The sequence below is a fragment of the Streptomyces sp. NPDC051561 genome (assembly GCF_044454195.1).
Classification (GTDB): Bacteria; Actinomycetota; Actinomycetes; order Streptomycetales; family Streptomycetaceae; genus Streptomyces.
Genome location: NZ_JBITDM010000010.1, coordinates 237,307 through 261,559, shown reverse-complemented (window position 1 = coordinate 261,559; position 24,253 = coordinate 237,307). Strand labels below are relative to the sequence as shown.

Here is a 24,253-nt window from a genome sequence, read left to right as displayed (position 1 = left end):
CGGGCCGTCAGGTGCGAAGACCGTCAGGTGCGGAGGCTCAGACCGTCAGGCCCTTGTCTCGCAGCCAGGCCGCCGGGTCGACGCCGTCGCCGCCGGGAGTGTGCACCTCCAGGTGCAGGTGCGCTCCCGACACATTGCCGGTGGCGCCGACGTTGCCGATGACCTCGGCGGTGGTGACCTTGTCGCCGGGCGAGACGTTCATCTGCGAGAGGTGGCAGTACCAGATCTCGGTGCCGTCGGACATTTCGAGGACGATGCGGTAGCCGTAACTGCCGGACCAGCCCGCCGACTTGATGGTGCCGCCGTGCACGGCCTTCACCGGGGTGCCCGCCGAGGCGGCGAAGTCCAGTCCGGTGTGCTGGCCGGAGGACCACATCGAGCCGGCCTGCCCGTAGGTGGCGGTGAGGTAGTACGAGGAGGTGGGCAGCGAGAAGCTGGCGGCCAGTTTTGCCAGCCGTTCGGCCTCCGCACGCGCCTCGGCCTCGGCCTTGGCCCGCTCCTCGGCCTCCGCCTTCTCCCGGGCTGCCTTCTCGGCCTTCGCGTGGGCCGCGTCGCGCTGCTTCTTCGCCTCGGCGGCCGCGTCCTGGACGGCCTTCTCGCGCGCGGCCTCCTGGACGGCCTCGTCGGCCGCGGAGCGCTGCTGCTCGGCCTGCTGGAGGATGCGGGCGCGCAGGCTCTCACCGGCACCCGCCTGCTGCCCGGAGCCTGCCGCGTCGGCGACCGGCGCCGCGACGGGCATCGCCGCGACCACCACGTCCCTCTCGGAACCGGCCTCGATGACGCCCTCGTCCTGCTTGTCCTCGGAGTCGGACATCAGCGCGCCGACACCCGGGAGGGACTTGGCGTCCGGCAGGGAGCCGGCGAGGGAGTCGAGCGAGTCGGTGATCTGGTCCGGCAGGGATATCGACACCGCGGGCTTGTCCTGCGCGGTGGCGATGCCACCCGCGCCGACCGCCGCGATCACGCCGACACCCAGCACGGTGGAGCTACGGGCGAGCGAGCCGCGCTGCTTGGCCACCCGGTGCTTGCCGCGGACCGGGACGACGGACTCCTCGGTGGGGTTCCACTCCTCGGCCGATGCCTGCGGACCCTCGTGGTCCGAGTAGTCGACGAAACCCTCGAACCCGGTGCGGGGCTGGTGCATCGTCTGCGTCATGGTCTGCGTCGCCTGGACCGCCGGCATCGTCGCAGTGGTGGAGCCGGCACCGTGTCCGTTGCCGTAACCGGTGCCCTCCGGGCCTTCACTGTCGTTCGGGACACCGTAGGACCCGTACGAGAAAGCGGTGGTGGGGGCTGCGGGGGCAGGCCTGTTGGACGCCACGGAGGCGCGCTCCTTTCCTTCCTTCTCGCCTACCGGGTTAGCTGACGGGTTCGGAGCAGGAAGGTCTCCTACGGGCCAGGCTCAGCCCGATTCACCCCAATTGGTGGTTCCCCGGTTTCCTCACGGAATTCGGCGCACGCGCACGGCGCCGTCTCTGACGACGGCTGGGACGACCGCGCTGCGTTATCGAACGTTAATAGACACACAAGTGGAATTCCAAGCCGTTCCTGTTGATCGTTAACGCAACGCTTGCATCCCTGGCCATGACATAAGACCCAAAAGGCCATCAACCCGGGCGTCACAACGCCCCCTTGACGCCCCTTCGGCCACACCCATTCCCACGCGCGCAAACTCTCCACAACTGATAGATCGTCAATTGTTATGCACAGCGCTCCCCTTCGCGCACACTCAGTGACAACCCGTAGTCACAGTGCCCGTGCGGCCGCGCACGGCGGCCTCACCTCCCGCCCTCACGGCCGTTTCACGATCTCCACGGTCCGCCGCCGCTCCGGCTGCCGCTCCCCCGGCCGTCCGACCGCGAGCAGCGCCATGTCGTCCGTCTGCTTGCCACCCGTGTGCACCCGTACGTCACTGATCAGCGCGTCCAGTACGGCCTCGGGCCCCGGGAAGAGCGACAGCCGCAGCCGGGCCGCCGGATCGTAGAAGACCCCCTGCGCGTCCCGCGCCTCGGTGATCCCGTCCGTGTAGAACAGCAGCGTCGACCCGCCGGGGAACGTGAACTCCCGCGCCCGGTCCGGCCAGTCCCCCAGGTCGCCCATCCCCAGCGGCAGCGCGAACTCCTCCGGCTCCAGTACGTCCAGCTCCCCGTCCGCGTACAGCAGCAGCGGCTCCGGGTGCCCCCGGTTCACCAGTCGTACGACGCCCTCGCCGCGCGGGATCTCGGCGAGCACCGCCGTGGTGAACCCCTCCAGCGCGTCCAGCCCGTCCCGCCGCGCCCCTTCCCTGGCCAGTGCCCGCTCCAGCCGCTGCGCGACCCCCTCCAGCGTGCTCTCCGTCTCGGCCGCCTCCCGGAACGCCCCCACCACGATGGCGACCGCCTCCACGGCCTCAAGTCCCTTGCCCCGTACGTCCCCCACCACCAGCCGCACCCCGTAGGGCGTGTCCTGCACGGCGAACAGATCGCCCCCGATGAACGCGTCCGCGTCGGCGGCCTCGTACCGCGCCGCGATCTGCAGTCCGCCGATACGTTCCGGCGGCGTGGGTACGACGGCGCGCTGGGCCGCCTCCGCGATGACCCGCACCGTGGCGAGGCGGCGGTCCCCGCGACGTACCACCCGGTTGATGAACACGGCCAGCGCGCCCACCGTCAGTACCGTCAGCAACTCCGTCACCGACAGCACCCTCAGCATCGTGCCGTCACCGATCCGCAGTCCCACCACGGCCAGCACCGAGGCCACCGCGATCAGCACGGTCGGCAACAGCGGGAAGAAGGGCGCGGCCACCAGCGGAGCCGCCGTGAACAACGGGGCCGCGGTGAAATCGGGTGGCGTCGCCTCGTCGTAGACCACTCCGCCGACGATCATCAGCACGGGCAGCACCCGTACGAACCGCCTGCTCTTGCGTCCCCTCCGGTCCGCCGGTTCCGCCCCGCCCCCGGCCCCGTCGCTCCCACGCCCGTTCCCCGCCACCGTCTGCTCTCCTGCCCAGGTCCGCACCGGGTGCGGACGGTACCGCTCCCCACCCAGGCTGGCCGGAGCCGCGCCGCAGTGCGAATCGGCATCCGCCATGTGGGGGACGCCGGTCCGTCGCCCCCGAAAACGCCTGAGGCCCGGAACTCTTTCGAGTTCCGGGCCTCAGGCCTACTGCTACTACTTCTTCAGTAGCGGGGACAGGATTTGAACCTGCGACCTCTGGGTTATGAGCCCAGCGAGCTACCGAGCTGCTCCACCCCGCGTCGGTAAACACAACCCTACGCCATCCGGGCAGCCCCTTCGACCACGTTTACCCCGGAGCCGCTTTCCCGCCCGGGGTCACTCCGCTCCGAACGCGGCCGCGTTCTCCCGAGCCCACTGCCGGTAGCTGCGGGCCGGCTGCCCGAGCAGGCTCGCGGTGGTGTCGGCGATCTCGGCGGGACCGTCCTGCGCCGACGCCCACAGATCGAGCAGCGCGGTCACCATGCGGTCCGGCAGGTACTTCCCCATCTGCTGCTCGGCCTCCCCGCGGCTGATCCGCTCGACGGGGATCTCCCGGCCGGTCTCGTCCGAGAGGATGGCCAGCTGCTCGCGGAAGGAGAGCGATTCGGCGCCGGTGAGCGTGACCGTACGGCCGGCGAGGGTGCCACCGGTCAGCGCCTCGGCCGCGATGTCGGCGATGTCATCGGGGTGGATGGGCGCGATCCGCGCGTCCGGGTAGGCGAGCGCGACCGGCATCGACTGCCCGATCGGCCAGGCCCAGCCCAGTGAGTTGCTCGCGAAGGCGTCCGGGCGCAGCACCGTGACGGTCAGGGTGGAGTCCGCGAGCGCGCGCTCGACCCGGAGGTTGTGACTCCCGATCGGGTGGGTCTCGGCATCGGGCCCGAGCACCGCCGCCGATGACAGCAGCACCACGTGCTCGACCCCGGCGGCCTCGGCGGCCTTGATCAGCTCGTCGATGCCCGCGGGTTCGGGATAGAGGAACACCTGCCGTACGCCGTCCAGCGCGGCGCCGAAGGTCTCGGGCCGGTCGAGGACCATCTCGACCGTCTCGACCCCGTCAGGCACCGCCAGCTCGGCGGGGCGGGCACTGGCGGCACGGACAGGGAAACCGGAGGCGGCGAGCCTGCCCAGGACACCCTGGCCGACCTGGCCACGGGCGCCGGTGATGAGGACTGACACAGGAGAACTCCACTTCATTGATTGCATACACATGCATGCTCACACGCACACAATTTCACGTCAACACATATATGCTGCGCGTAATCCAGCTGCGTACGATGCGGTCATGAAGAAGCACGAAACGGCCGATGACCTGCTCAACGCGGTCGGCCCGGCGTTCGGGAAGCTGCGGCGGTCCTCGCTCCTGGAGGTCGAGAACCCGATCCCCCAGAAGGACCTGAGCCGCACCCTGATCCTCAACATCGTGCTGGAAGCAGAACAGCGGCCCGAGCGGCAGCCCGACGCCCCGGCAGCACCCGACGCGGCCCCGCGCGAGATCACCGTCGGCGGCGTCGCCGCGCACCTCGGCGTGGACCCGTCCGTGGCCAGCCGCATGGTGTCCGACTGCATCGCGGCGGGCTATCTGATCCGCGCCGCCTCCCAGCAGGACGGCCGCCGCACCGTCCTGCGCCTCAGCCCCGAGGGACGGAACCTGATGGCCCGCTTCCGCCGCCACCAGCGCGACGCCTTCGAATACATCACGGCATCCTGGTCCGAACACGACCGCCTGGAATTCGCCCGCCTGATGCTCCGCTACGTCACGGACCAGGACGCCGTACGCACCCGCCCCTCGGCCCCCCGAACGGACCGAGCGACGCCCCGGGCCGCCGGAAACGACGGAGCGCCCCGACCGGCGTAAACCGGTCGGGGCGCTCCCCCGCAGGTCGGAGGCGTAAGCCCCCACCTGCGTCCTGTAGGCCATGTCGGACTCGAACCGACAACCAACGGATTAAAAGTCTGCGGATCACCCGTAGCGATCACTCCCGCCCCATGTCGCGCAGTGTCGCGGCGTCCCGGTAGGTCCCAAAGTCGCAGCTCAGAGCCGCATACCGCGTTTCACTCGGTACCGGTCCGTCCGCCCACAACCGGCCGCTATCAAGGCATCCGGGCCAGCAACGGGCCAGCAAAAAGGCCCTGCCACCTGCGGTGACAGAGCCGTTTGCCGCTTCAGTCCAACGCTACTACGCCACGTCGGGGACTGCCTGAATCATCTTGGGGCGCCGCGCCCGGGGGACCACCGCCGCCGCCTTCTCTGCAATCTCCTTGTCCACCTCGGGCAACAGGCTCGTGTACGTGTCGGAAGTGAGCGTGATCGTGGAGTGCCGCAGCGTCTCCTTGATCGAGTGCAGGTCCCCGCCGCCTCGATGCTGAACGGTGGCCGACACGTGCCGTAGGTCTCGCAGGTTGATGGGCGGAAGGCCGGCAGCCTTGGAGATTCGGCGGAAGGCATCCGAGACGTGCTCAGGGTGCAGCCACTCCCCCAGCTCCGTCGTGAAGACCTTCCCGGTCTCCACCCACTTGCCCTTTGCTTTCTTCTTCTCCGCGAGCTGCCGCGCCCTGTGGTCTCTGAGCGCTTGCACACTGACGGAGTCAAGGGCGATGGTCGCCGCGCTGCCATCGGTCTTGGGCTCGGTCTCGTACGGGGTCCACCCGTCCACCACGATCTCTTTCGAGACCGTCAACTCTCCTGCATCGAGGTCGAGTTCGGCCCACGCCTGCCCGACACCTTCCCCACGGCGCAGTCCACGGAAGCCGATCAGGTGGAAGAAGGCATACAGCCGATCCGACTCGGCCTCATCCAAGAAGGCGCCGAACTGTTCCGGCGTCCAGACCATGACCGGGCTCGGCTTCTCACCTGTCTCCCGCCAACGCTGTACACGCTCCGTGGTCCACAGCAGCGGCTTGGGTCGCTTCCCCGAGTCAAGCTCGACGTGCTCGGCCGCATTGAAGGTGATGAGCTGCCGCGCAATCGCCGCATTGAGCGCGGCGCGCAGCGTCGAACGAACCCTCTGCCGAGTCGCCGGCCCCGTGACCTTACGGAAGGGCTTCATGCCGTCGAGCTTTGCCCGCTCAGCCACGAAGTGGGCGCGTTCGGATGCCTTCATCCTGCCGGACCGGCCACGGGAGCACCGCCCGACCTGATCGCGTCGGGCCTGGTTCTCGGCCTCGATCACTTCGTTCTCGTCGGATATCGCGGTGAACAGCTCGACCAGGTGCCCCACGTTCAACCGGTCGAGGCGCAGGTGCCCGATGCGGGGCTTCAGGTGCACCCTGACGTGCGAGGCGTAACCGTTGGTGGTGGTCTTGCGCGTCTTCTTGCTGGCAAGCCACACGTCAAGCCACTCGCCTACGGTCATCTTGCCGTCGAGTGGGACGCCCACGCCGAGCCGCCGGGAAATCTCGGCAGCCTCCGGGACGGGTACGCGACGCTTCGCCACGTCCGCGAGGAGGTCGCCGACCCGGCACTGAGCGTCCGTATCGTCCCCTGCAAGGTCGAGGATGGCGCGCAGGCGGTCGAGGTCGGACTGAGCGTCTTTGACTTTCTCGTATCCGGTCCGCCGGAACGTCCGGCGCGTGCCGCCCTCCGAAGGAGGGAGTTCCTGGCGCACCGCAGGCCGACCGTGATTCCGCTTGGCCAAATCGGGACAACCGTTTCCGAACAACTTGCCGTTAGCGTCGCGGCATTCGCAACGCTTGTACACGGCCCCACCTCGGCGACTAGATGACATTGCGCCCCCTCTTAGTTAAGCCTGATTGGTCCGCGAGTGCACTCACTCGACAATTGGTGCTCAACCTTCATCTCCATCTTTGGTACGCGCTGCGTCCGCCAAGAACTTCAGCTCGGGCGGCGGGTCGACCTTCTCCCGGAAATAGGGAGCCAGATAGAACGGGAGGGGCGGAGGGTTCAGACCGTCCTCGCGCATTTCGCTCCGTAGGCGTTCGATCTCCTGCGCAGCATCGTGCGTAGCCTCTGTCATCTCCTCTGCTACCTGGATCAGGGCGAGTCGAAGTTCGCCATCCAAGGGGCTGTCGGCAAGCTGGGCCGCCCTCTTCAGCTTCTCGTCAGCTCTGATCTGATGAGAAACGAGTCCCCGCACAAGCCTTTCGTGCTGGCGGAAGCGCCACACACCGAACGGGGAATCTTCGAAGAGGTCCGTGTCCTCATCCGTCATACGCCAATTCTCCGGGCCAGTATGACCAGGATGTTCACCTGCGAACCACAGAGCGGCGTCAAAGGTATCGCCCACCTGCGCCGGAAGAACTTCCACCGTGTCCATGAGGCCAACAGGGAACACCAAGGACGCCGGCGGCACTCGAAGTGCTTGCGCAATGACGAGCAATTCAGCAACCGAAAGCGTGGGGCGCCGCCCACTCTCGAAATTGGCGAGGACCGATCGAGCAATGGGCATACCCAGCTCAGCGCAACGGTCCGATAGCTGTTGCGCGCTCATACCCCGGACCTGCCGAAAGCGCCTTACCTCCCCTGCCATACGTCGCGCCAGATCGCCAGGCCAGTCACCTTGTGTCATGGAAGCACAATAATCAGATCGATTGACACTGTCCAGCAGAGACGGCCATCCTTGTGCTTCCAGATCCTTAAAACGTCGAAGGTAGACACGCCATGACACAGCTCGGCATGACCCGATCTGACCTGCTGGCCCTGCCCGCCGCAGTCGACCTTGTAACGGCAGGACGCGCCCTCTCTCTTGGGAGATCGAAGGCGTACGAACTCGCGCAGCGGGGAGAGTTCCCCGTTCGTTTGCTCCGCCTCGGCAACGCCTACCGCGTTCCCACTGCCGAGCTGCTTGACCTGCTCAGCGTCCGACGCGAGGACGACCACGGCCATCAGCCCGAGGTGCCTGCCCCGGCAGGGTCCCGGCTGACCGCATGAGTGCGGCGGCGCGCGAGATGCAATCGCCGGGCAACCCCGACCCAGCACAAGACCCGGTGGCGCTCTGGGCCTCAGCGCAGGTGACCACGCTCGGTGCCGTGGACTGCCCGGAGTACGGCAGTCCCGCATGGTCCGCACTGCGCGCCGCCGACCCGCGTCGCGCCGCCGCGATCATCACGGCCGCTGAGCAGTGGCGCCGTCACAACGCCCGCGAGGCATGGCTCGACCACCTACTCATTGAAGACCCCGAACGATGGTTCGCCCACGTCACGGCGGAAGCCAACGCCTACGCCGCTCGTATCGCTCCCGCCCTCGCGCGCCGACCGACCTTCGACGAGTTGGCCGCGCGCCGCTCGGCCCAAGTCGAGCCCCGCGAAGTTGTGGCCGCTGCCGGGTGGCCGCCAGTAGCCATCCCGGGCCGTCCGGGTTACTGGCGCCATCGTGGAGCGCACGGCGCGCAACTCGACTTGCCCTACAACACGCGACAGGAGATGGCCGCTTGACCCCCGCACGCAGCACGCCCACGCAACCGGCCGAGTCGCCGCCGCTCGACCCGGTGATGAACTTCTTGTCCGCCCTGCCGCCCATCGACGGGGGCACCCCGTACGCCCTGCCTCCGAACTCCCCGAACGGCTCTGCACGGCCCGAGCAGCATCGCGGGCACCTGCGCATGGCCGAGCGGTTCATCGAGGAGCACACCGACAATCTGCGCTACGTGCACAACGTCGGTTGGCACCGATGGGACGGGTCCCGTTGGGCCCCCGACGAGCAGCGCGCGGACAAGGCGGCTGCCGTGCAAACCGTCAAGACCGCGCTGCGCGACCTCGACCACCTCGCCGGCCAGGAACGTGATGCTCTCTACAAGGACATACGACAGTCGGAGTCTGACTCTGGCATTGAGGGGATGCTGAGAATCGCATCCGCCCTGCCGCCGATCTCCACCGCGTCGAAGGCGCTCGACGCAGACCCGTACCTCTTCAACACGCCCACCGGCACCGTGAACCTGCGCACAGGCATCGTGCAGGCCAACGACCGCGCAGACCTGATGACCAAGGCTTCCGGCGCTCACCGTGCCGACCAGACCAACGACGAGTGGCAGTCATTCCTTGCCCGCATCCTGCCCGACAGGGACGTGAGGGCATTCGTTCAACGCCTCTTCGGATACGCCATGTTGGGGAAGGTCACCGAGCACGTCATGCCGATCTTCACCGGCACCGGAGCGAACGGCAAAGGCACCCTGCGCGACGCCGTCATGGCCGCCTTCGGTGACTACGCCATCGAGGTCGACCCCGCCATGCTCATGGAGTCCAAGCACGAGCGGCACGGCGCATTCAAGATGCGGCTGCGCGGCGCCCGCCTCGCGTTCTGCTCCGAAACGGAGAAGGGGCGTCGGTTTGCCGAGGCCACGATGAAACGGCTTGTCGGTGGTGACCCCATCGAGGCCAACCTCATGCATCGGAACCCGATCACCTTCGACCCGTCGCACGCCCTGATCATGCTGACTAACTTCCTGCCCGCCGTCTCCGGAGATGACCCGGCAGTCTGGCGACGCATCCTTGTCGTCCCTTTTGACGTGACGATTCCCGAGGCGGAACGCGACCCGGGCCTCTCCGACCGGCTGCGCGCCGCCGCCCCCTCTGTGCTCGCGTGGGCCCATCAGGGTTGGCGCGACTACCAAGCACAGGGGCTCAACCCGCCCGAGGCCGTACGGGTACGGACAGCCGCCTACCAAGCCGCCAGTGACGAACTCGCCCGCTTCCTCGACGAGAACGCGATTACTGGCCCACACAACGTCGTCAAGGCACGGGACCTCTTCACCGCCTGGTCGAAGTGGTGCCACGACAACGGCGAGCAGCCCGGCAGCGAGGTCACGTTCGCCGACTCAATGCACAAGCGCGGCTACGAGAAGAAGAAGCGCAGCGCCGGTCAGTTCTATCTCGGTCTCATGCTCGCCGGGACCGACGACGAATGCCCCTGACCTGCACAAGTGCAGGGCTGTGACGGGTTTCCCGGTTCCTTCTGTACAGGTGCGCATGGGGAGTTGCGGAAAACCCAGCACAACCCTGCATCCCTCTCCCGCCTCCCACCTCCCTCACGTCCGCCCACGTCGTTCCGCGTCTCGCGCGCGTGCGCGAGGCCGTCGACAGTCGCGTCCCGCGACCGGTCGCACGCCCTCCCGCGCGCGAGACAGAATTGGAGACCCGTTCATGACCGTCAAGCACCGCCCCGCCGCAGTAGTCGCCCTCGCTCAGGGCCGTACGACCGGGCAGGCAGCCACCGCCGCCGGAGTATCCGGCCGCACCGTCCTGCGGTGGCTCGATGACCCCTCCTTCCGCCAGGAAGTCACGGACGCCCGAACCGAGTTGCTACACCTCGCCGTCGGGCGCCTCGCCGCCGGCGCATCCAAAGCCGTTGACGCCCTGGTCGACGCACTCGACACCGAGAAGGGACAGGCGCGCGTACAGGCCGCCCGAACCCTGCTCGACGCCTGCCTGTCGCTACGCGAATCTCTCGACCTCGAACAGCGCCTCGCCGCCCTCGAAGCATCCGAAGAAGGAGCCCACCGCCGATGACCCGGACAACCCCGCTCACCCGCCGCCTGCTCGCCGTCGAGAAGACCCGCGACGGCCGGCGCCTCATGCACGCCCATCGGCTCACCGATGGGCGCACCGTCCACCTGTCGACCCTCGATGTCCTCGCCGCCCTGCAAGACGGGTTGGCGCTGCAAGGGGAGCGCGTCACCGAGCCGCCGCCGGACATCGCCCGCACGCTCGCCCTGCTCGACCCCGACGACGACACGTCGATGCTGGGGAGCACCGTCCACGCCGTGGCTGCCGAGTGGTGCGCCGCCTACGACGAGCACCGCGCCGTCACCCTCTACGACGACGCCGACGAGAGCACGGGCAACGGAGGGGCTGCCGGGTGAGCCACGCCGACACTGACGCACTGACGCGCGCCGACGGGGCGGTGATCGTGCCACCGGCCGTCGCGGGTGAGGTACTGCGCTCCCTTGTCCGCGACCTCACGACCCGTGTGCGCGCCGACGGAGGCGAGGTCACCCCCAGCGTCCGCCAACTCCTCTACGCCCTGCACACGGCCGCTCAACGGGCCGACGTGTTCGATTCCGTCACCGCGCCGTTCGATTCTTCCGCTACCGGAACCGCGCCCCGTCCCTCGGGCACGGTGTCAGTGGCCGAGGCCGCCGCCCTACTGGGCTGCACGCCCCGCCACGTCCGCACCCTGATCACCGCCGGCCGGTTACCCGCCGCGCGGATCGGGGCGCGTGTGTGGGCGGTCGACGCCGACGCCTTGCACCACTACCGCCACGGAAAAGGAGACACCCGACCATGACCACCACAACCGCCGCCCAGCCCGGCAGCGAGACCGCAGTCGAGCAGGCCGAGCAGGAAGCCACCGAGGCCGAGCAGTTGCTCACCGCCCTCGAAGAGCGCGTACGCGAGGGCGACGACGAGATCACGCCCGACCAGCTCAGCAACGCACGCGAGTTGGGACGGTTCGCCAAGCTGCGTGCCGACGCCGCCCGCCGTAAGGCCGAGCGCACCACCGCCAAGGCTGCCGAGCAGGAACGCGCCGCGCACCTCGACCAGGCCACCGCCCTCGCCGCACCGGGCGGACCGCTCGACGCCGACGCCCTCGCGATCACGTACGCCACCGCCCGCGCCGCCGTGCGCGCATTCATCACCGCATCGGAGACGTACAACACGACCACCGGACAGGGCGCGCGTCTGCTCGCCGCCGCCGGCGTACCTGACAGCACATTCGGCCCCACGCCCGAGCCGGGCACCGCCGCCCGATGGGGCACCGACCGGTTCCGCCTCGCTGACGGCAGCACGTACTACCCCACCGGGACGGGGCTGCGCCTCGCCGTACTGCTCGACGACCTCAACACCGAGTTCCACGACATTCCGACCGGCGCCTTTCACCCGCCGTTCGTCCGTACGCCGATCAGCGACCAGGCGACCCGAGGCCGGGACGGTCACCCGCAGTTGCACGTCCTTGCCGCCGAGCAGGCAGGAGGCGCGAAGTGAGCGCGCGCGAGCACATGACCGACGACAACCTCCCCCAGATGGAGACCGCACCCCGCCCGCCCCGCGCCGGGCAAGGCGGGTACGTGTCGCCCACCCACCGCCGTTGGGCCGAGCAGATCGAGCGCGACGCACGCCCGCCGGCCGACACCTTCACCATGCCCACCACCGCGGCCGAGCTGGACGCCATGAGCTACCCCGAGCGCGCCCGCGTCCACACCGCCGACCCGGCCCTGTACGACCGCCTCACCGGTCGTGCCCCTGCCGCATGACGCCGCCGCCCCGCCTACCGCAGAGGAGAACGCACACGATGACCACGACCGACGTAGAACGCTCCCAGTGGGACGACAAGACGCCCGACGACCGTCGCATCCCGTGGCATCGGGTCGACGCGTCCGACGACCGTTCGGGCCCGGTGAGCACGCACGCCACGATCGGTACCCGGGGCATGGTGCACACCGCCCCATGGTGGGTCGAGGGCACCCTCTACACCGACAACGGCCGATGGCTCGGGCACCTGCGCGAGCAGGCCAAGCAGACCGGCGACGCGCTCACCATCGAGGCCGCCCCGGACGGGCCGCCGGCCGCGCACCGCGCCGAGGTCGACGCACTGCGCCGGTACGCCGAACGGCACACCATGCACCCTGCCCGCACCCTCCCCCGCGACGAGCAGGGGCAGCCCCTCCGCGTCCGCTACTACTGACCCACCATCCGAGAGGCCCCCGCCCATGACCACCGCCCCGCCGTTCGGCCGCAGCATCGTTGACGCGCAGCTCGGCCTCGCCGCCGTGCGCCGCGCCCGCACCACCGGCATCAACGAACTACGCCGCCAACTCGAAGACGCGCTCAGCAAGGCGCACGCTTTCCGTGACCCGGACCTCACCGCGGAAGCCACCCAACGCCGCCGCGCCGAACTCACCACCGCCGCACGTACCCGGGCCGCCGCCGAACTCGACCGCATCGAGCGCGAGACCCGCACCGCTGCCGAGCAGGTACGCGCCCACGCCGACCGGGCCACCACTCCCGCTTACCGTGACGCATCCGAGCAGCTGCTCGCCGAGACCCGGCAGGGGCGCGCATGGGAACGGGCGCGCGCACTGCTCGACGCCGGGCGCACGCCCCGGGACATCATCGAGGGCGCCGACCTCGACACCCTGCACGCACTCCGCGCCGAACTCCCGACGTACCTCTCAGCGCAGCACACCAAGCCGCAGGGCCTCGCAGGCGCCGAATTCACCGAGCCCGACCCCGCCCGCATCCTGCGCGACCTCGACCGCGCCCGCGTCGACCTCCTGCCCAAGGAACAGGGTGCCGCACTGCGCGCCCGCCTCGACCTCGACGCCATCGAGCCCGGACTACGCGAAACCCTCGCCGGCCTGCGCCGCGAAGTCGACGGCACCGCCGACAGCAGCAACGGTCTACGGTCCGCCATCGCCGCCCGCCTCGCCGACCAGGACGCGGGCGCGCTTCCTGCCGCATAGGGCACGCCAACGGCCCCGCCCGGAGCATCGTCCGGACGAGGCCGCAGGGGTCCGCTGGTTACTATCGCTGCCCCGGCGGGACCGGATCAGCCAAAAGCGGCCCCGGGGTGAGGTGGGGTGCGCAGTCTGGGCACGCATAGAGCGTCAGGCCGGGTCCGCTCGCACTCACGATGTGGCGCACCGCGACGGGAGCGCACGTCACCCGCCCGCACTGGCAGCACAGATCGGCGCTCACGCTCCCACCGCCACGGGGACCGTACGGCCGTGCGACCGGACTCGTACACCGTGGATGACTTCGGGCCCCACGTCGATACCGCGTAAGGCCATGTCCAGCGCCCACCGCCGTTCCGCCTGCGCGCGACGCTCCGGAGTATCCGGATGCCTGCGAGGCGGCGCCGTGACGTAGGGGCGTACCGGGTTGATCGTGTCCACGAACGGCCGCCGCTCGGCCGCCTCGCGGGCATACGGGCTCTTATGCTCGGGCAGCAAACGCCGGGGTCGCGCCGCCGGGGTGTGCGCGGGGGCAGGGGCGGGGGTAGCGCGGTGCGTCCCATTGGCGGGGAAGAGCAGCACAAGTAAGCGCACAAGGTGCGCGATAAAGTCGGTCACGTTCGTCAGCTCCAAGAGGCTGATGGGCCATGCCCCCGGACGTTCGCCGCGTCGCGGGGGTCTTTCATGGGCCGACACTAGACCTACCTGTAAAAGCCTGTAAAGGGCTGTATGAGCCTGTCAGGGAGTGTCTTCGTCGTATCGGCCGGATACCGTCTGCCCCATGGAGTACGGGCCTGATGACCAGGTGGAGCGCGATGCGCCCGACGCGCCGTTCGAGCAGCTCACGGGGATCTTGCGGGCGCGTCTGAAGCGGGGCGACTGGAAACCCAACAGGGCCATTCCCAGCGAGAACGCGCTCGCGGATGAGTACGGGCTTTCCCGTCCAACGGTGCGCCGCGCCATTGCCGCGCTCGCCGAGGATGGACTCGTCTACGCCGTATCGGGGCGCGGCACCTACGTTGCAGAGCAAGGGCCGGAAGCACCGTCACCAAGCGCGTGAAGTGGTTCCGCCCGTTCGCCGTGCAGGTGGCGAACGGACGGCACCAACGTGAGATCAGCCGTACGAGGCCGACCAGCTACCGCGCGAGAAGTGGCACACGCCATCGGGCGTGATGCGCACGCGACTGCCGTAGAGGGGTAGCCCTCCCTCCCCGTTGAGACGGTGGCGGATGCGTTCCAACTCGGTCCACAGCCGGCGGGGGCCGCCCTGGTGGACGGTGGGCGGCTCGATCCACGTTGCCGACGCACGGGCCCAAGAACCGTCCGCGTGGACCAGCCACGCCGTACGGGTCTGCCCCCGTTCTTCGTAGTGGGTCTCCACGCCCGGGGCGGCGAGTTCCAGCATGGCTCGCACGTCCCAGGCTTCCGCCACATTGAGCACCGGATACCGCCCCTCGGTCACCGCGTCGCCCTCCCGGTCCCGTACGGAGGCGAGTAGTTCGGCGAGGGCGGGGGGATAGTCGGGGCCGGACCGGGTGGCCATGAATCCGGCCCGGTCCCACTCGACCATTCCGCGCGTCTCGCCGTCCGCTTCCTTCTCTGCGGTCACGATCACGTGCACCCGCGCAAGGGTGGTCACGAGTCGCCCGCCGGGCCGCAGTGCCGCGAGGGCCCCCGCGAGGTTGGGCAGCGCGACCATGGACACGATGCGGTCGAAGTCCCCGCCGATCGGGCCGGCCGCATCGCAGGTACGGACGTGAGGGTTCAGCCCGAGGGAGCCGAGCCGCTTCACCGCTGCCTCAGTGAGGTACGGGTCTACATCCACGGCGGTGACGTGCCTCTCGCCGAGTCGGCGCGCGGCAAGGGCGGTGCTGTAGCCCGACCCTGTGCCCACGACGCAGAGGTCTGCGCCGTCGTACAGCAGGCCGTGACGCATCATCCGTACGACCAGCCCCGGCATCGTGCTGGACGACGTGGGCACGCCCGAGGGGTGGTCGTCGAGGTTCGCCCCGTCGGCGTGCAGTGGCCCCACGCGGGTGACCAACGACGTGTCCGAGTAGGCCGCACGCAGCCATGCCGCTTCATCGGCCGGCCCGTCCCGCAGCGCCCATGCCGCGCCGTCCTGCCGCTCCCACCAGCGAGGCACGAACATGTGCCGGGGCGTGGATGCGACCGGCCCCCGCCATCGGGACACGCTCGGGGTCACTTCGCCCGCCAACCGTTCGGCGTGTGCTTTCCAGTTCATCGGCGCCTCACTCGTTGTACTTGGGGTCACAAGCCGTCTGCTCGGCCGGCGCGCAGTCGCCCCCGTCGGACGCCGGGTTGCAATCGGGGTCGCACGGGTCGCTGTACGCGTGCGCCGGAATCGACCGGAGCGCCTGCGCCCACGCGTTGCCGCTCAGCACCGCCGCCAAGCCTTGTTCCCGTACGTTTCCCGTGGTCATCCACCGGGCCATCACGCACGGCGTCACCTGTCCCGTGGGCAGGACCGCCACCTGTCCTCGCCCGCATCCCCCGCACAGCTCGGACACGTCCGGCGCGGTTCCCGGGGGCAGCGCGCGCCCGACCGCCCGCGCGCGGTCCGTACGGATCTGCGTCACGCCCAGTTCTTCCAACTCCGCGCGTGCCTGCTCCACACGTTGCCCCGGGAGAACCGACACGATGCCGACCCGCAGCGGAATGCCGCGCCGCACCGCCTCGACGATGTGTTCACGGGTTCGCGCGTAGCTTCCCGCCCTGGTGGTGATCGCCTCATGTTCCGCCGCGCGGTCGCTGTAGTAGCTGGTGGCCAGCTTCACGCCGTCCCGCGCAAGCACGCGCCACCAACTCGGCCTCACGTGAAAGAGGTTGCTGTACACCTCGACCTGTAGCCCGAAGCTCAGCGCGTGATCCACCAGTTCCGCCCATGCCGGGTACATCGTCGGTTCGCCGCCGATGAGTTGGACCTCGCGCACTCCAAGCGTCGCCGCGTCGGAGATAACGCGCCGCCAGTCGTCGGCCGTCATCGCGCCGTGCGTGCCGCTCGGCCCCGACTGAGCGAAGCACTGCGTGCACTGAAGCTGACAGGCCCCGGTGATTTCCAGCTCGATCGACCTGAGTAACCCAGTGGGGGACTTGGCCGGACTTTCCACGGTCGTTGTCACAGCTACCTCGCTCTTCGGTGTGGTCGTCGTTGCTGTGCGGTCCGTGCGTCCTCGCTCGGCGGTCGCCGCGAGGTCCGCCCGGCTGCCTACCGTGCAGGGACGGCAGCCGGGCGGGGTTCAAACCCGCCCTCTGCCGGGATCACCTATCGCCGTGGGGAGACCACGCGGATTTCGTCCGGCAGGGGGCGGGGGTCTATGGGCGGGCGGTGTCTCGCTGTTGCCGCGCGACGTGCTCGCAGATCGCCTTGAGCTGACGCTGTTCCCGCTCAGTGGCCGGCCGCACAGAACCGGCGCGGGTGTGCCACGTCATGCCAGTGGAACGGGAGAGGTGCACCACCGTGCCCTCGAAATCGGCGACGACGCCGGTCAACCCCTGGTAGTTGTCGAAGACCACCATGCCGACCTTGAGCCCAGCAGGGCCTTTGCGCTTCCCTGCCATGTCACCCGCCCACCTGTAGCGCACCCTGGTCCTTGCGGACCAGGTCCGCGTGCACCATGTGCCGCAGCTCGGCTATGCACGTTTCGCAGCCGTACATGTGGCCTGTCGCGTCCGTGACGTGAACAGGTCCGATCCACAGAACCGGAATCCCCTCACGTCGGCAGTAGAGCCAACAGCGGCCAGCCACCCAGTCGTTACCGTCGCCCGCGCGCGGAGTGCTCACGCCCGCCTCACCTCATTCGGGGGCACCGTCCACTCAGCGCCGCCACCCTCGGGCCGCAGGAACGCCGTAGGGCGTTTACGGCGCCTGCCGGGAGGGTCGCCAGGGTCTACGTAATCCCGGATCACGTCGCGCAGGATGCCGACGCGCCCCGCCGCATCCTCGACGCGCTTACCAATGTCCGCCGCAGTGATCACGTCCACCCTCCCCCGACCTCGCGAGGGTCGAACATCCGGACGTTGGCGACCTTGACGCCGGCGCTCAGTCGTTCGCCCACGGTGACCGGACGCACGTGACCGGGTTCCGCCTGCCACGACTGCCCGCCGCCGATCGGTCCGAGAAGGACGTACACGGCCGTGATCTCCTCGATCCTGCCCACGTCGCCCGTGACCTCGTCTATGGCGTACCCGCCCACCTCCGGGACTGAGGACTCAAGCGCTTCTGCCATGGTCGCCGTACCCCTCGTTTCCTCGCCTGCTCGCAGTAACTCTCTGCTCATACCTTTGCCGACAAGGGCCGTTGGGTACACGCTTGGACTGTCACCAAACCCCTTGGGTGGACAGTGAGTTGATGCGAAGAAGGGTTCGAGTGCGTGGAGCTGAACAGCGACGATGGCAAGCTCACGCCACGGCTCAGGCTGGGCAAACGGCTGCGCCGACTACGGGAACGCAAAGGCCTGTCACTCCGGCAACTGTCCGAACTCGTCGGCGGCTACTCGCACAGCTACTTGGGACGCGTAGAGCTCGGGGAACAGCTTCCTTCGGAAGCCCTGGTCAGCACCCTGGACGAGTTCTTCGACTCCGACGGGATACTCGCCGAACTGCTGGAGTTGGCACACGACACCCTGATTCCGGACTACAGCCGGGAAGCGGTCAACAAAGAGCCGGTGGCGGTCCGCACCCAAGTGTTCAACAGCAGCCTCGTACCCGGTCTGCTGACAACCGCGGAATACACACGCGCAGCATTCCGCAGATCACTGCTCGGGGAATCCGAGGAGCAGATCAACGAGCGGGTGGCCGTTCGCATCAAGCGGCAGCGAATCCTTGAAAGGGAGAATCCGCCCTATTACTGGGGAATCATGGATGAAGCCGCATTGAAACGACCAATCGGCGGTGCCTCCGTCATGGCCGCGCAAATGCGGCATCTCGTGCACCTCGCGACCCTGCCCCATGTGACCGTGCAGGTCCTGACCTTCGCCCGAGGGGCACACCCCATGCTCGGCGGGAGCCTGACACTGCACACAATGCCCGACGGTTCCACCATGGCCGCCGTCGAAACCTTCGACTCAGGTGAGCCAGTAGAGTCCCCAAGAAGGGTGATGGAGCTGACCCAACGGTTTGACTTGGCCCGCTCCCTGGCCCTCACAGACGACGAATCCCTCGGCCTGATCCACGAATACTTGAAAGAGTACGAAGTTGAAGACGATTCCTGACGCCTCGACTCTCCCCACGTGGCGCAAGTCCAGTTACAGCGAAAACGCGTCAGGCGGCTGTGTCGAGGTGTCGGACGGGTACCCCAGTGGTGACGTGCCGGTCCGCGACTCCAAGGCCCCACACGGCCCCGCAGTCATCTTCGAAAGGGCTGCCTGGTCGGCGTTCGTCGCCACCGTCAAGGGCGAGGGATTCAACGCCTGAACCCCCGCCTCAACTCCCCCACCGCCGGCCCTCGCGATCCACGGGGGCCGTCGCCATGTCGAGGCCCTGCCCGCATCTACCGGCACCGAGACGCCCTCGCACTCATGATCGTTTGCTCTCCGGGCCAGCAGAGGGCCAGCAAATGATCTTGGAACGAGGTTCGGCCCCTAACCGGCGGAGGAAACCGCAGGTCAGGGGCCGAGTGTCCTGTAGGCCATGTCGGACTCGAACCGACAACCAACGGATTAAAAGTCCGCTGCTCTGCCAATTGAGCTAATGGCCCTCGGCAGGACTCCCAAGAGCATAGCTGCCCGACTCGCGACGACCGATCGGGTATTGCGCACAGGGTGTTCCGTGCCCTGTGCGCACCCGGTGCGCGAGGGCTACTTGGGCCCGTTCCGGTGCCAGATCTTCACCGGTGACGTGCCGGAGAGGCCGAGGGTGCCGGAGGTGACCTCGCGGGCTCCGGTGCCGTCGCCGGGGTCGACGGTCAGGGTCCAGGTGTGGCGGCCGCTGGGTGCGACGTTGCCCTTGTCGTCCTTGCCGTCCCAGACGGGGGTGATCTGGGTGCCTTCTCGGGCGGTGCCGGTGCGGGTGGCGACGGTGGTGCCGGTGCGGTCGTTGGTGAAGGTGAGGGTCCAGCGGGCGGCGGGGCGGGAGAGGAAGAAGCGGGCGTTCCAGGGGTCGGCGGCGTTGCGGGCGACGGCTGTCTCGTCAACCTCGGACTCAAGGACCGTGACGGCCTGGCGGGCGACGCCGGTGGGCTTGAGGTGGATGCGCTGCTCGGCATCGGCGAAGGCGACATGACCGCCGTACGCGTCGACGGTCCACTGGGTGGTCCCGGGGGCCGAGATCGTTTCGGCCTCCGGGGTCGCCTTGGTGAAGTCCGTGAGCAGCAGCCGGCCGTCGTCGTCCCTCCGTACGAGGAAACCGTCGCCGAGCTTCGCGTTCGCACCCCCTGCCCCCTGGACGCGCTTCTTGGCGACCGTGTCGTAGACCCCGGTGCGGAAGGGGTCGCACTCCCAGTAGATCCAGCGGCCGACCGCCTGGAGCCGCTCCGGGGTGCAGCCGCCGACCAGGTTGACGGCCGGGCCCGTCACCTTCGTCTTCAGGTTGTACGACTCGACCGTGCCTTCCTCGGCGGCGGGCTTCCACAGGGTGTCGCCCCACAGGGCGACCGCCGAGACCTCGCGGGTGAGGACCAGCTGGTTGCCGGTGGTCGCCTCCATGTCCACCACGTACTGCTGCCCGCCCTCGCCGTTCGCGACGGCGTACCGGCCCGACGCATCCCTCAGCCAGCCCATTGCCGGTACGGGGGTGACGCGCAGGGTGCCATCCGGGTTGGGCGACACGACGCCGTTGCCCATGGAGTACGCGACCCTGCCGTTGCCCAGGGCGAAGGTGTACGCAGGGGAGCTGTCGAATCGCTGGTTCAGCCTGGCGGCGCCCGCGGTGGGAGTGCCGGTCGGGGACAGCTCCCGGGTGTGCAGCCCCGGCAGCATGCTGCCCTCGACCGCGCCGGCGTAGCCCAGAGTGCTACCGCCGAGGACCAGCGACTCCACCCGCGCCGGGGCGGGTGGCAGGGTCCGTACGGTGGTGACGGCCGGGGAGCCGTCCGCTGTGACGGTGATGCGGCGCACCGCCCAGTCCGCAGCGCTCGTCCCTCCGATCGCCAGGACGCTGGTGGCGGGCTCGTTGAGGGGTGCGGCCCTCCTCGCGTGCGCGAGCAGTTGCTTCGGCGCACCGCCGCTGAGCGGGTAGGCCAGCAGGGGGCCTCCCGGGCTCTCCTTGTCGGGAGCGGCGAGCGCCGCGAGCAGCCAGTCGCCGACGGCCGCCACGCTGGACGCGTTGGGCAGCACCACCTCTGCGGGCGGGGCGCCGGGATCAGCCCGGGAGAAGAGGACGACCTTGCCCGTCGGGGCACTGCTGGGCGTACGGAACAGCAGGTGCTTCCGGCTGATCCCGATGGCGTTCTGCGCGCTGGCGGTGGGGATGCGTCGAAGGGTGGCCGCCGCGTAGTCGAGGACGTAGAACCCCGAGGAACTGTCCGTGGCCGTGAGGTGGACGACGGCGCCGTGGGCGTCCTGGAAGCGGGTGGCGATACCGCCGGCCTGGGCGGGCAGGCCCTGGATGTCCCGTTCCTGGGCCTTTCCGTCGACCATCCGGAGGGTGACCAGGCGGAGCGGAGCGGCAGCGTCGGCGCCGCGCCGCAGTACGGTCACCGTGTCCTTGGTGTACGCCCGGGTCCAGGAGTCCTTCGGGCCCAGGGGCACCGTGACCGTCGTGCCGCTGCCCAGGTCCGTGAGCAGGACGCGGGCGGGCTCCGCGCCCTTGGCGGGGTAACTCCTGGCGGTAAGGCCCTCGTACGGAAGGGTGCTGCTCAGCGCTTGCAGAGGGCGGCCGACTCCGGTGGCGAAGTCGGTCCACAGTGTGCCCGCGTGCCCCTCGGCGGATTGCAGGTATCCCGTAGTGCCGACCGTCAGCAGGGCGGCGTTGCGCGGTTCGACCCGCTCCCTCGCCGGGAGCACCACCTCCTCGGCCGGCTCCGCCTCCCCGGCTCCCGCCACTCCCCCCAGCACCGGCACCAGCCCCACCGCCGTGCCCAGCACCGCCGTCACCGCCACCGCGGATCTCACTCGCATACGTCGATTCATCGCAAGCACCCTTCCCAGGCAGCCCAGGAGGGGGCGATCGGCCCAGCCCCCCGGCCGCTTCCCACGCACGCGCGCATGGCACGTGTCACACAAGTCGCCGGATGTTAACCCAGTTCCGTTTGTGGCGGAAGTGAAAAGAGAAATGGGCCCACTCGTGAAGAGCGGGCCCATTTCAGGGAGTTGGGGCTACTTCAGCCCCGGCGTTCGGACTCAGCCGTTGCGCTTCCAGCGCGGCTTGTCGTCGCGGCGGCCGAAGGAGCCGGTGCCGGTGCCGGTGCCGGTCGAGCGGTGCTCGCCGCCACGGAAGCCACCGCCGGTGGACGGACGGTCGCCGCCACGGAAGCCGCCCGAGGGACGCTCGTCACGACGGTCGCGGTTGAACGGACGGTCGCTGCCGCCGGAGCGGAAGCCGCCACCGGTCGCCGGACGGTCGCTGCGGTCGTCGCGGCGGAAGCCGCCCGACGCGGGACGGTCGTTGTCGCGACGGAAGCCGCCGCCGGCCGGACGGTCGTTGCGGTCGTTGCCGCGGTAGCCGGTGGCCGCCGGGCGGTCGCTGCCGCTGCGCTCACCGCCACGGAAACCACCGGACGGACGGTCGTCGCGGCGGAAGCCACCACGGTCGCCGCCGCGGTCGTCACGACGGTCGCCGCCACGGAAGCCACCCGACGCCGGACGGTCGTTGTCGCGGCGGAAGCCGCCGCCGGCCGGACGGTCGTTGCGGTCGCCGCCACGGTAGCCGCCGGACGGACGGTCGTTGCGGTCGTTGCCGCGGAAGCCACCGCGGTCGCCGCCCCGGTCGTCACGACGGTCGTTGCCGCGGAACCCACCACGGTCGCCGCCGCGGTCGTTGTTCCCGCGGTAGCCGCCACGGTCGTTGTCACGACGCTCGAAGTTGCCGCGGTCGTCGCGGCGCTGACGCTGCTCCTCCGCCGCCTTGGCGGCAGCGGCGGCCTCGGCCTGAGCCTCTTCCTGGGCCTCGGCCTCAGCAGCGGCGGCGGCCTCGGCGACAGCGGTCTCCGGGTCCTCGCCACGCTCACGGGCGGCACGGGCGACCAGACGGTCGGCCTCCTCGCGCAGCTCGCTCGCACGGCGCTGGACGCGCTCCAGCTCCTTGGTGAGCTCCTTGGCCTCGCGCTCGGCCTGCTTGGCCGAGTTGGTCGCGGAGTCGGCCTGGACCTCGGTCAGCGAACGGGCACCGGTGATCTCGGCGACCTCCGGGTCGAACGCGCCCGAGCCGCCGACGATGTGACGCGAGGCGTCGACGCCCGCGTCCTCCATCAGGCGGAAGATCTGGCGGCGCTGGTGCGGCAGGGAGAGCGAGACGACGACACCGGACTTGCCGGCACGGGCGGTACGGCCCGAGCGGTGCAGGTAGTCCTTGTGGTCACCGGCCGGGTCCACGTTCAGCACCAGGTCGATGCCGTCGACGTGGATGCCGCGGGCGGCGACGTCGGTGGCGACCAGGGCGTTGACGTAGCCCTTCTTGAAGTCTTCGAGGACGCGGGTACGGGCGCCCTGCGTCATGCCGCCGTGCAGGGCGTCGGCCTTGACGCCCGAGTCCTGGAGCTGCTCGGCGATACGGTCGGCGCCCAGCTGGGTGCGGACGAAGATGATCGTGCGGCCCTTGCGGGCGGCGATCGCGGCCGTGACCGGCGCCTTGTCCTTCGGCTTCACGACGAGGACGTGGTGGGTCATGGTCGAGACGTTGCCCTGCGCGCTGTCGACCTCGTGCGTGACGGGGTTCGACAGGTAGCGCTTGACCAGGGTGGAGATCTCGTTCTCCATGGTGGCGGAGAAGAGCATCCGCTGGCCGCCGCCGGGGATCTGGTCGAGCAGCTCGGTGACCTCGGGCAGGAAGCCCAGGTCCGACATCTGGTCGGCCTCGTCGAGTACGGCGATCTGGACGTTCTCCAGGGAGGCCGCGCCACGGTTCAGCAGGTCGCGCAGACGGCCCGGGGTGGCGACGAGGACGTCGACACCACGCTCCAGCGCGTAGATCTGGTTGCCCATCGACGTACCGCCGCAGACGACCTTCATCTTGAGGCCGAGCACGTCGCCGTACGGCTGGAGGGCGTCGGCCACCTGCATGGCCAGCTCACGGGTCGGCGTGAGGATGATCGCGCGGGGCTTCTTCTTCTCGGTGGTGCCGCCGGCCAGCGTGGCCAGGGTCGGCAGACCGAAGGAGAGGGTCTTGCCGGAGCCGGTACGGCCACGGCCGAGGATGTCCTTGCCGGCCAGGGCGTCCGGGATGGTCGCGGCCTGGATCGGGAAGGGGGCGGTGACGCCGTTCTGCGCGAGCTTGCGGACGATGCCCTCGGGCAGGCCCAGGTCACCGAAGGTGGGACCGGTGTAGGCGGGCTCGGCGTCGACGGCCTCTTCGGCCTGTACGTCAGCTTCTGCCCGTACGTCAGCGGCCTGTACGTCGGTGGCCTGTACGTCGGTGGAGTCGGCGACCTCGGCCACGGGGGCCTCGTCGGCGACAACCGCCTCGGGCGCCTCGGCGGCGACCGGCTCGGCGGCGACGGCCTCGGCCGACGCGACGATCTCGGTGGCGGCCTCTACGACCTCGGCGGGGTTGACCGTCTCGACTGCCTCGACCGACGCGGTGTCGAGCTGCTGCTCGGCGTCAGTGGGCATGGCGGTGCGGTCAGAACTGGAAATAGACATGCGGATGCGAAACCTCTCGGAGTCTCGGCACGCGCCCAAACTCCGTGAATCGCAAGTGAAACCGCCTCGATGCGGTCAGTCACGGCAAGGGAGAGTACGCGCCACACGGCG

26 protein-coding genes, 2 tRNA genes and 1 riboswitch are annotated in these 24,253 nt (G+C 69.4%); of the genes, 14 read left to right on the top strand and 14 right to left on the bottom strand.

Annotation, left to right across the window (positions count from 1 at the left end; all coding sequences use genetic code 11):
* Positions 1-37: 37 nt before the first annotated feature.
* The 4 genes from ACIA73_RS23555 to ACIA73_RS23540 form a co-directional block, all read right to left on the bottom strand.
* A complete protein-coding gene (locus ACIA73_RS23555) occupies positions 38-1,321 on the bottom strand; it encodes a M23 family metallopeptidase (protein WP_399440606.1) in 1,284 nt (427 codons plus the stop codon).
* 11 nt (positions 1,322-1,332) lie between these two features.
* Positions 1,333-1,466: riboswitch (cyclic di-AMP (ydaO/yuaA leader) on the bottom strand.
* 325 nt (positions 1,467-1,791) lie between these two features.
* Positions 1,792-3,069: a PP2C family protein-serine/threonine phosphatase gene (locus tag ACIA73_RS23550; protein WP_399440605.1), complete on the bottom strand. Its 1,278-nt coding sequence runs from the start codon at positions 3,067-3,069 to the stop codon at positions 1,792-1,794.
* 93 nt (positions 3,070-3,162) lie between these two features.
* Positions 3,163-3,236 (bottom strand) — tRNA-Met (locus tag ACIA73_RS23545).
* 76 nt (positions 3,237-3,312) lie between these two features.
* On the bottom strand, positions 3,313-4,155 hold the full coding sequence (locus ACIA73_RS23540; RefSeq protein WP_399440604.1) for an SDR family oxidoreductase: 843 nt from the start codon (positions 4,153-4,155) through the stop codon (positions 3,313-3,315).
* Positions 4,156-4,261: 106 nt separating this feature from the next.
* Here ACIA73_RS23540 and ACIA73_RS23535 point away from each other — a divergent pair, with 106 nt between their 5' ends.
* A complete protein-coding gene (locus tag ACIA73_RS23535; protein WP_399440603.1) occupies positions 4,262-4,834 on the top strand; it encodes a MarR family winged helix-turn-helix transcriptional regulator in 573 nt (190 codons plus the stop codon).
* A 322-nt stretch (positions 4,835-5,156) separates the two neighbouring features.
* Here the strand turns inward: ACIA73_RS23535 and xerC are convergent, their stop codons facing one another.
* Positions 5,157-6,704 carry a tyrosine recombinase XerC gene (gene xerC, locus ACIA73_RS23530; RefSeq protein ID WP_399440602.1) on the bottom strand — a complete coding sequence of 516 codons (1,548 nt, stop codon included), beginning with the start codon at positions 6,702-6,704 and terminating at the stop codon, positions 5,157-5,159.
* Between the two features lie 60 nt (positions 6,705-6,764).
* Positions 6,765-7,427 carry a helix-turn-helix domain-containing protein gene (locus ACIA73_RS23525; protein WP_399440601.1) on the bottom strand — a complete coding sequence of 221 codons (663 nt, stop codon included), beginning with the start codon at positions 7,425-7,427 and terminating at the stop codon, positions 6,765-6,767.
* Positions 7,428-7,597: 170 nt separating this feature from the next.
* Between ACIA73_RS23525 and ACIA73_RS23520 the strand changes: the two genes are divergently transcribed.
* The 11 genes from ACIA73_RS23520 to ACIA73_RS23470 all read left to right on the top strand — a co-directional run bounded on the left by ACIA73_RS23520 (position 7,598) and on the right by ACIA73_RS23470 (position 14,445).
* Positions 7,598-7,867, top strand: coding sequence for an integrase (locus ACIA73_RS23520; RefSeq protein ID WP_399440600.1), 270 nt, complete (start codon positions 7,598-7,600; stop codon positions 7,865-7,867).
* A complete protein-coding gene (locus tag ACIA73_RS23515; RefSeq protein WP_399440599.1) occupies positions 7,864-8,370 on the top strand; it encodes a hypothetical protein in 507 nt (168 codons plus the stop codon). Before ACIA73_RS23520 ends, ACIA73_RS23515 begins: the two co-directional genes overlap by 4 nt.
* Positions 8,367-9,845 (top strand): phage/plasmid primase, P4 family, encoded by a 1,479-nt coding sequence (locus ACIA73_RS23510; RefSeq protein ID WP_399440598.1) that lies wholly within the window; start codon positions 8,367-8,369, stop codon positions 9,843-9,845. The genes ACIA73_RS23515 and ACIA73_RS23510 overlap by 4 nt, the downstream gene beginning before the upstream one ends.
* Positions 9,846-10,074: 229 nt before the next feature.
* Positions 10,075-10,440, top strand: a complete 366-nt coding sequence (locus tag ACIA73_RS23505; protein ID WP_399440597.1) for a hypothetical protein — start codon at positions 10,075-10,077, stop codon at positions 10,438-10,440.
* Positions 10,437-10,793: a hypothetical protein gene (locus ACIA73_RS23500; protein WP_399440596.1), complete on the top strand. Its 357-nt coding sequence runs from the start codon at positions 10,437-10,439 to the stop codon at positions 10,791-10,793. The genes ACIA73_RS23505 and ACIA73_RS23500 overlap by 4 nt, the downstream gene beginning before the upstream one ends.
* A complete protein-coding gene (locus tag ACIA73_RS23495) occupies positions 10,790-11,218 on the top strand; it encodes a helix-turn-helix domain-containing protein (protein ID WP_399440595.1) in 429 nt (142 codons plus the stop codon). The genes ACIA73_RS23500 and ACIA73_RS23495 overlap by 4 nt, the downstream gene beginning before the upstream one ends.
* Complete coding sequence (locus ACIA73_RS23490) at positions 11,215-11,916, top strand: hypothetical protein (protein ID WP_399440594.1); 702 nt, start codon at positions 11,215-11,217, stop codon at positions 11,914-11,916. The genes ACIA73_RS23495 and ACIA73_RS23490 overlap by 4 nt, the downstream gene beginning before the upstream one ends.
* Positions 11,913-12,185: a hypothetical protein gene (locus ACIA73_RS23485; RefSeq protein WP_399440593.1), complete on the top strand. Its 273-nt coding sequence runs from the start codon at positions 11,913-11,915 to the stop codon at positions 12,183-12,185. Before ACIA73_RS23490 ends, ACIA73_RS23485 begins: the two co-directional genes overlap by 4 nt.
* A 38-nt stretch (positions 12,186-12,223) precedes the next feature.
* Positions 12,224-12,616 carry a hypothetical protein gene (locus ACIA73_RS23480; RefSeq protein ID WP_399440592.1) on the top strand — a complete coding sequence of 131 codons (393 nt, stop codon included), beginning with the start codon at positions 12,224-12,226 and terminating at the stop codon, positions 12,614-12,616.
* 25 nt (positions 12,617-12,641) lie between these two features.
* The gene (locus ACIA73_RS23475; RefSeq protein ID WP_399440590.1) at positions 12,642-13,394 is read left to right on the top strand and encodes a hypothetical protein; all 753 of its coding nucleotides are present in this window, start codon (positions 12,642-12,644) and stop codon (positions 13,392-13,394) included.
* 772 nt (positions 13,395-14,166) lie between these two features.
* Entirely contained in the window at positions 14,167-14,445 is a 279-nt protein-coding gene (locus tag ACIA73_RS23470) for a GntR family transcriptional regulator (protein WP_399440588.1), read from the top strand.
* A gap of 54 nt (positions 14,446-14,499) precedes the next feature.
* Here ACIA73_RS23470 and ACIA73_RS23465 read toward each other — a convergent pair whose 3' ends face one another.
* The 5 genes from ACIA73_RS23465 to ACIA73_RS23445 all read right to left on the bottom strand — a co-directional run bounded on the left by ACIA73_RS23465 (position 14,500) and on the right by ACIA73_RS23445 (position 17,635).
* Positions 14,500-15,537, bottom strand: coding sequence for a methyltransferase domain-containing protein (locus ACIA73_RS23465; RefSeq protein ID WP_399440587.1), 1,038 nt, complete (start codon positions 15,535-15,537; stop codon positions 14,500-14,502).
* A gap of 100 nt (positions 15,538-15,637) precedes the next feature.
* Entirely contained in the window at positions 15,638-16,516 is an 879-nt protein-coding gene (locus ACIA73_RS23460; protein WP_399440640.1) for a radical SAM protein, read from the bottom strand.
* 205 nt (positions 16,517-16,721) lie between these two features.
* A complete protein-coding gene (locus ACIA73_RS23455; RefSeq protein ID WP_399440586.1) occupies positions 16,722-16,967 on the bottom strand; it encodes a hypothetical protein in 246 nt (81 codons plus the stop codon).
* Between the two features lies 1 nt (position 16,968).
* On the bottom strand, positions 16,969-17,190 hold the full coding sequence (locus ACIA73_RS23450; protein ID WP_399440585.1) for a hypothetical protein: 222 nt from the start codon (positions 17,188-17,190) through the stop codon (positions 16,969-16,971).
* A gap of 190 nt (positions 17,191-17,380) precedes the next feature.
* Positions 17,381-17,635 carry a hypothetical protein gene (locus ACIA73_RS23445; RefSeq protein ID WP_399440584.1) on the bottom strand — a complete coding sequence of 85 codons (255 nt, stop codon included), beginning with the start codon at positions 17,633-17,635 and terminating at the stop codon, positions 17,381-17,383.
* 144 nt (positions 17,636-17,779) lie between these two features.
* On the opposite strand from ACIA73_RS23445, the gene ACIA73_RS23440 reads away from it, so the two are divergent.
* Both ACIA73_RS23440 and ACIA73_RS23435 read left to right on the top strand, forming a co-directional pair.
* Positions 17,780-18,619, top strand: coding sequence for a DUF5753 domain-containing protein (locus ACIA73_RS23440; protein ID WP_399440583.1), 840 nt, complete (start codon positions 17,780-17,782; stop codon positions 18,617-18,619).
* Positions 18,603-18,821, top strand: coding sequence for a DUF397 domain-containing protein (locus ACIA73_RS23435; RefSeq protein ID WP_399440582.1), 219 nt, complete (start codon positions 18,603-18,605; stop codon positions 18,819-18,821). Before ACIA73_RS23440 ends, ACIA73_RS23435 begins: the two co-directional genes overlap by 17 nt.
* 210 nt (positions 18,822-19,031) lie before the next feature.
* On the opposite strand, the gene ACIA73_RS23430 is transcribed toward ACIA73_RS23435, so the two are convergent.
* From ACIA73_RS23430 to ACIA73_RS23420, 3 genes are all read right to left on the bottom strand, one after another.
* Positions 19,032-19,104 (bottom strand) — tRNA-Lys (locus tag ACIA73_RS23430).
* A gap of 100 nt (positions 19,105-19,204) precedes the next feature.
* Positions 19,205-21,463 carry a FlgD immunoglobulin-like domain containing protein gene (locus ACIA73_RS23425; RefSeq protein ID WP_399440581.1) on the bottom strand — a complete coding sequence of 753 codons (2,259 nt, stop codon included), beginning with the start codon at positions 21,461-21,463 and terminating at the stop codon, positions 19,205-19,207.
* Between the two features lie 222 nt (positions 21,464-21,685).
* Positions 21,686-24,142, bottom strand: coding sequence for a DEAD/DEAH box helicase (locus ACIA73_RS23420; protein ID WP_399440580.1), 2,457 nt, complete (start codon positions 24,140-24,142; stop codon positions 21,686-21,688).
* Positions 24,143-24,253 lie beyond the last annotated feature (111 nt).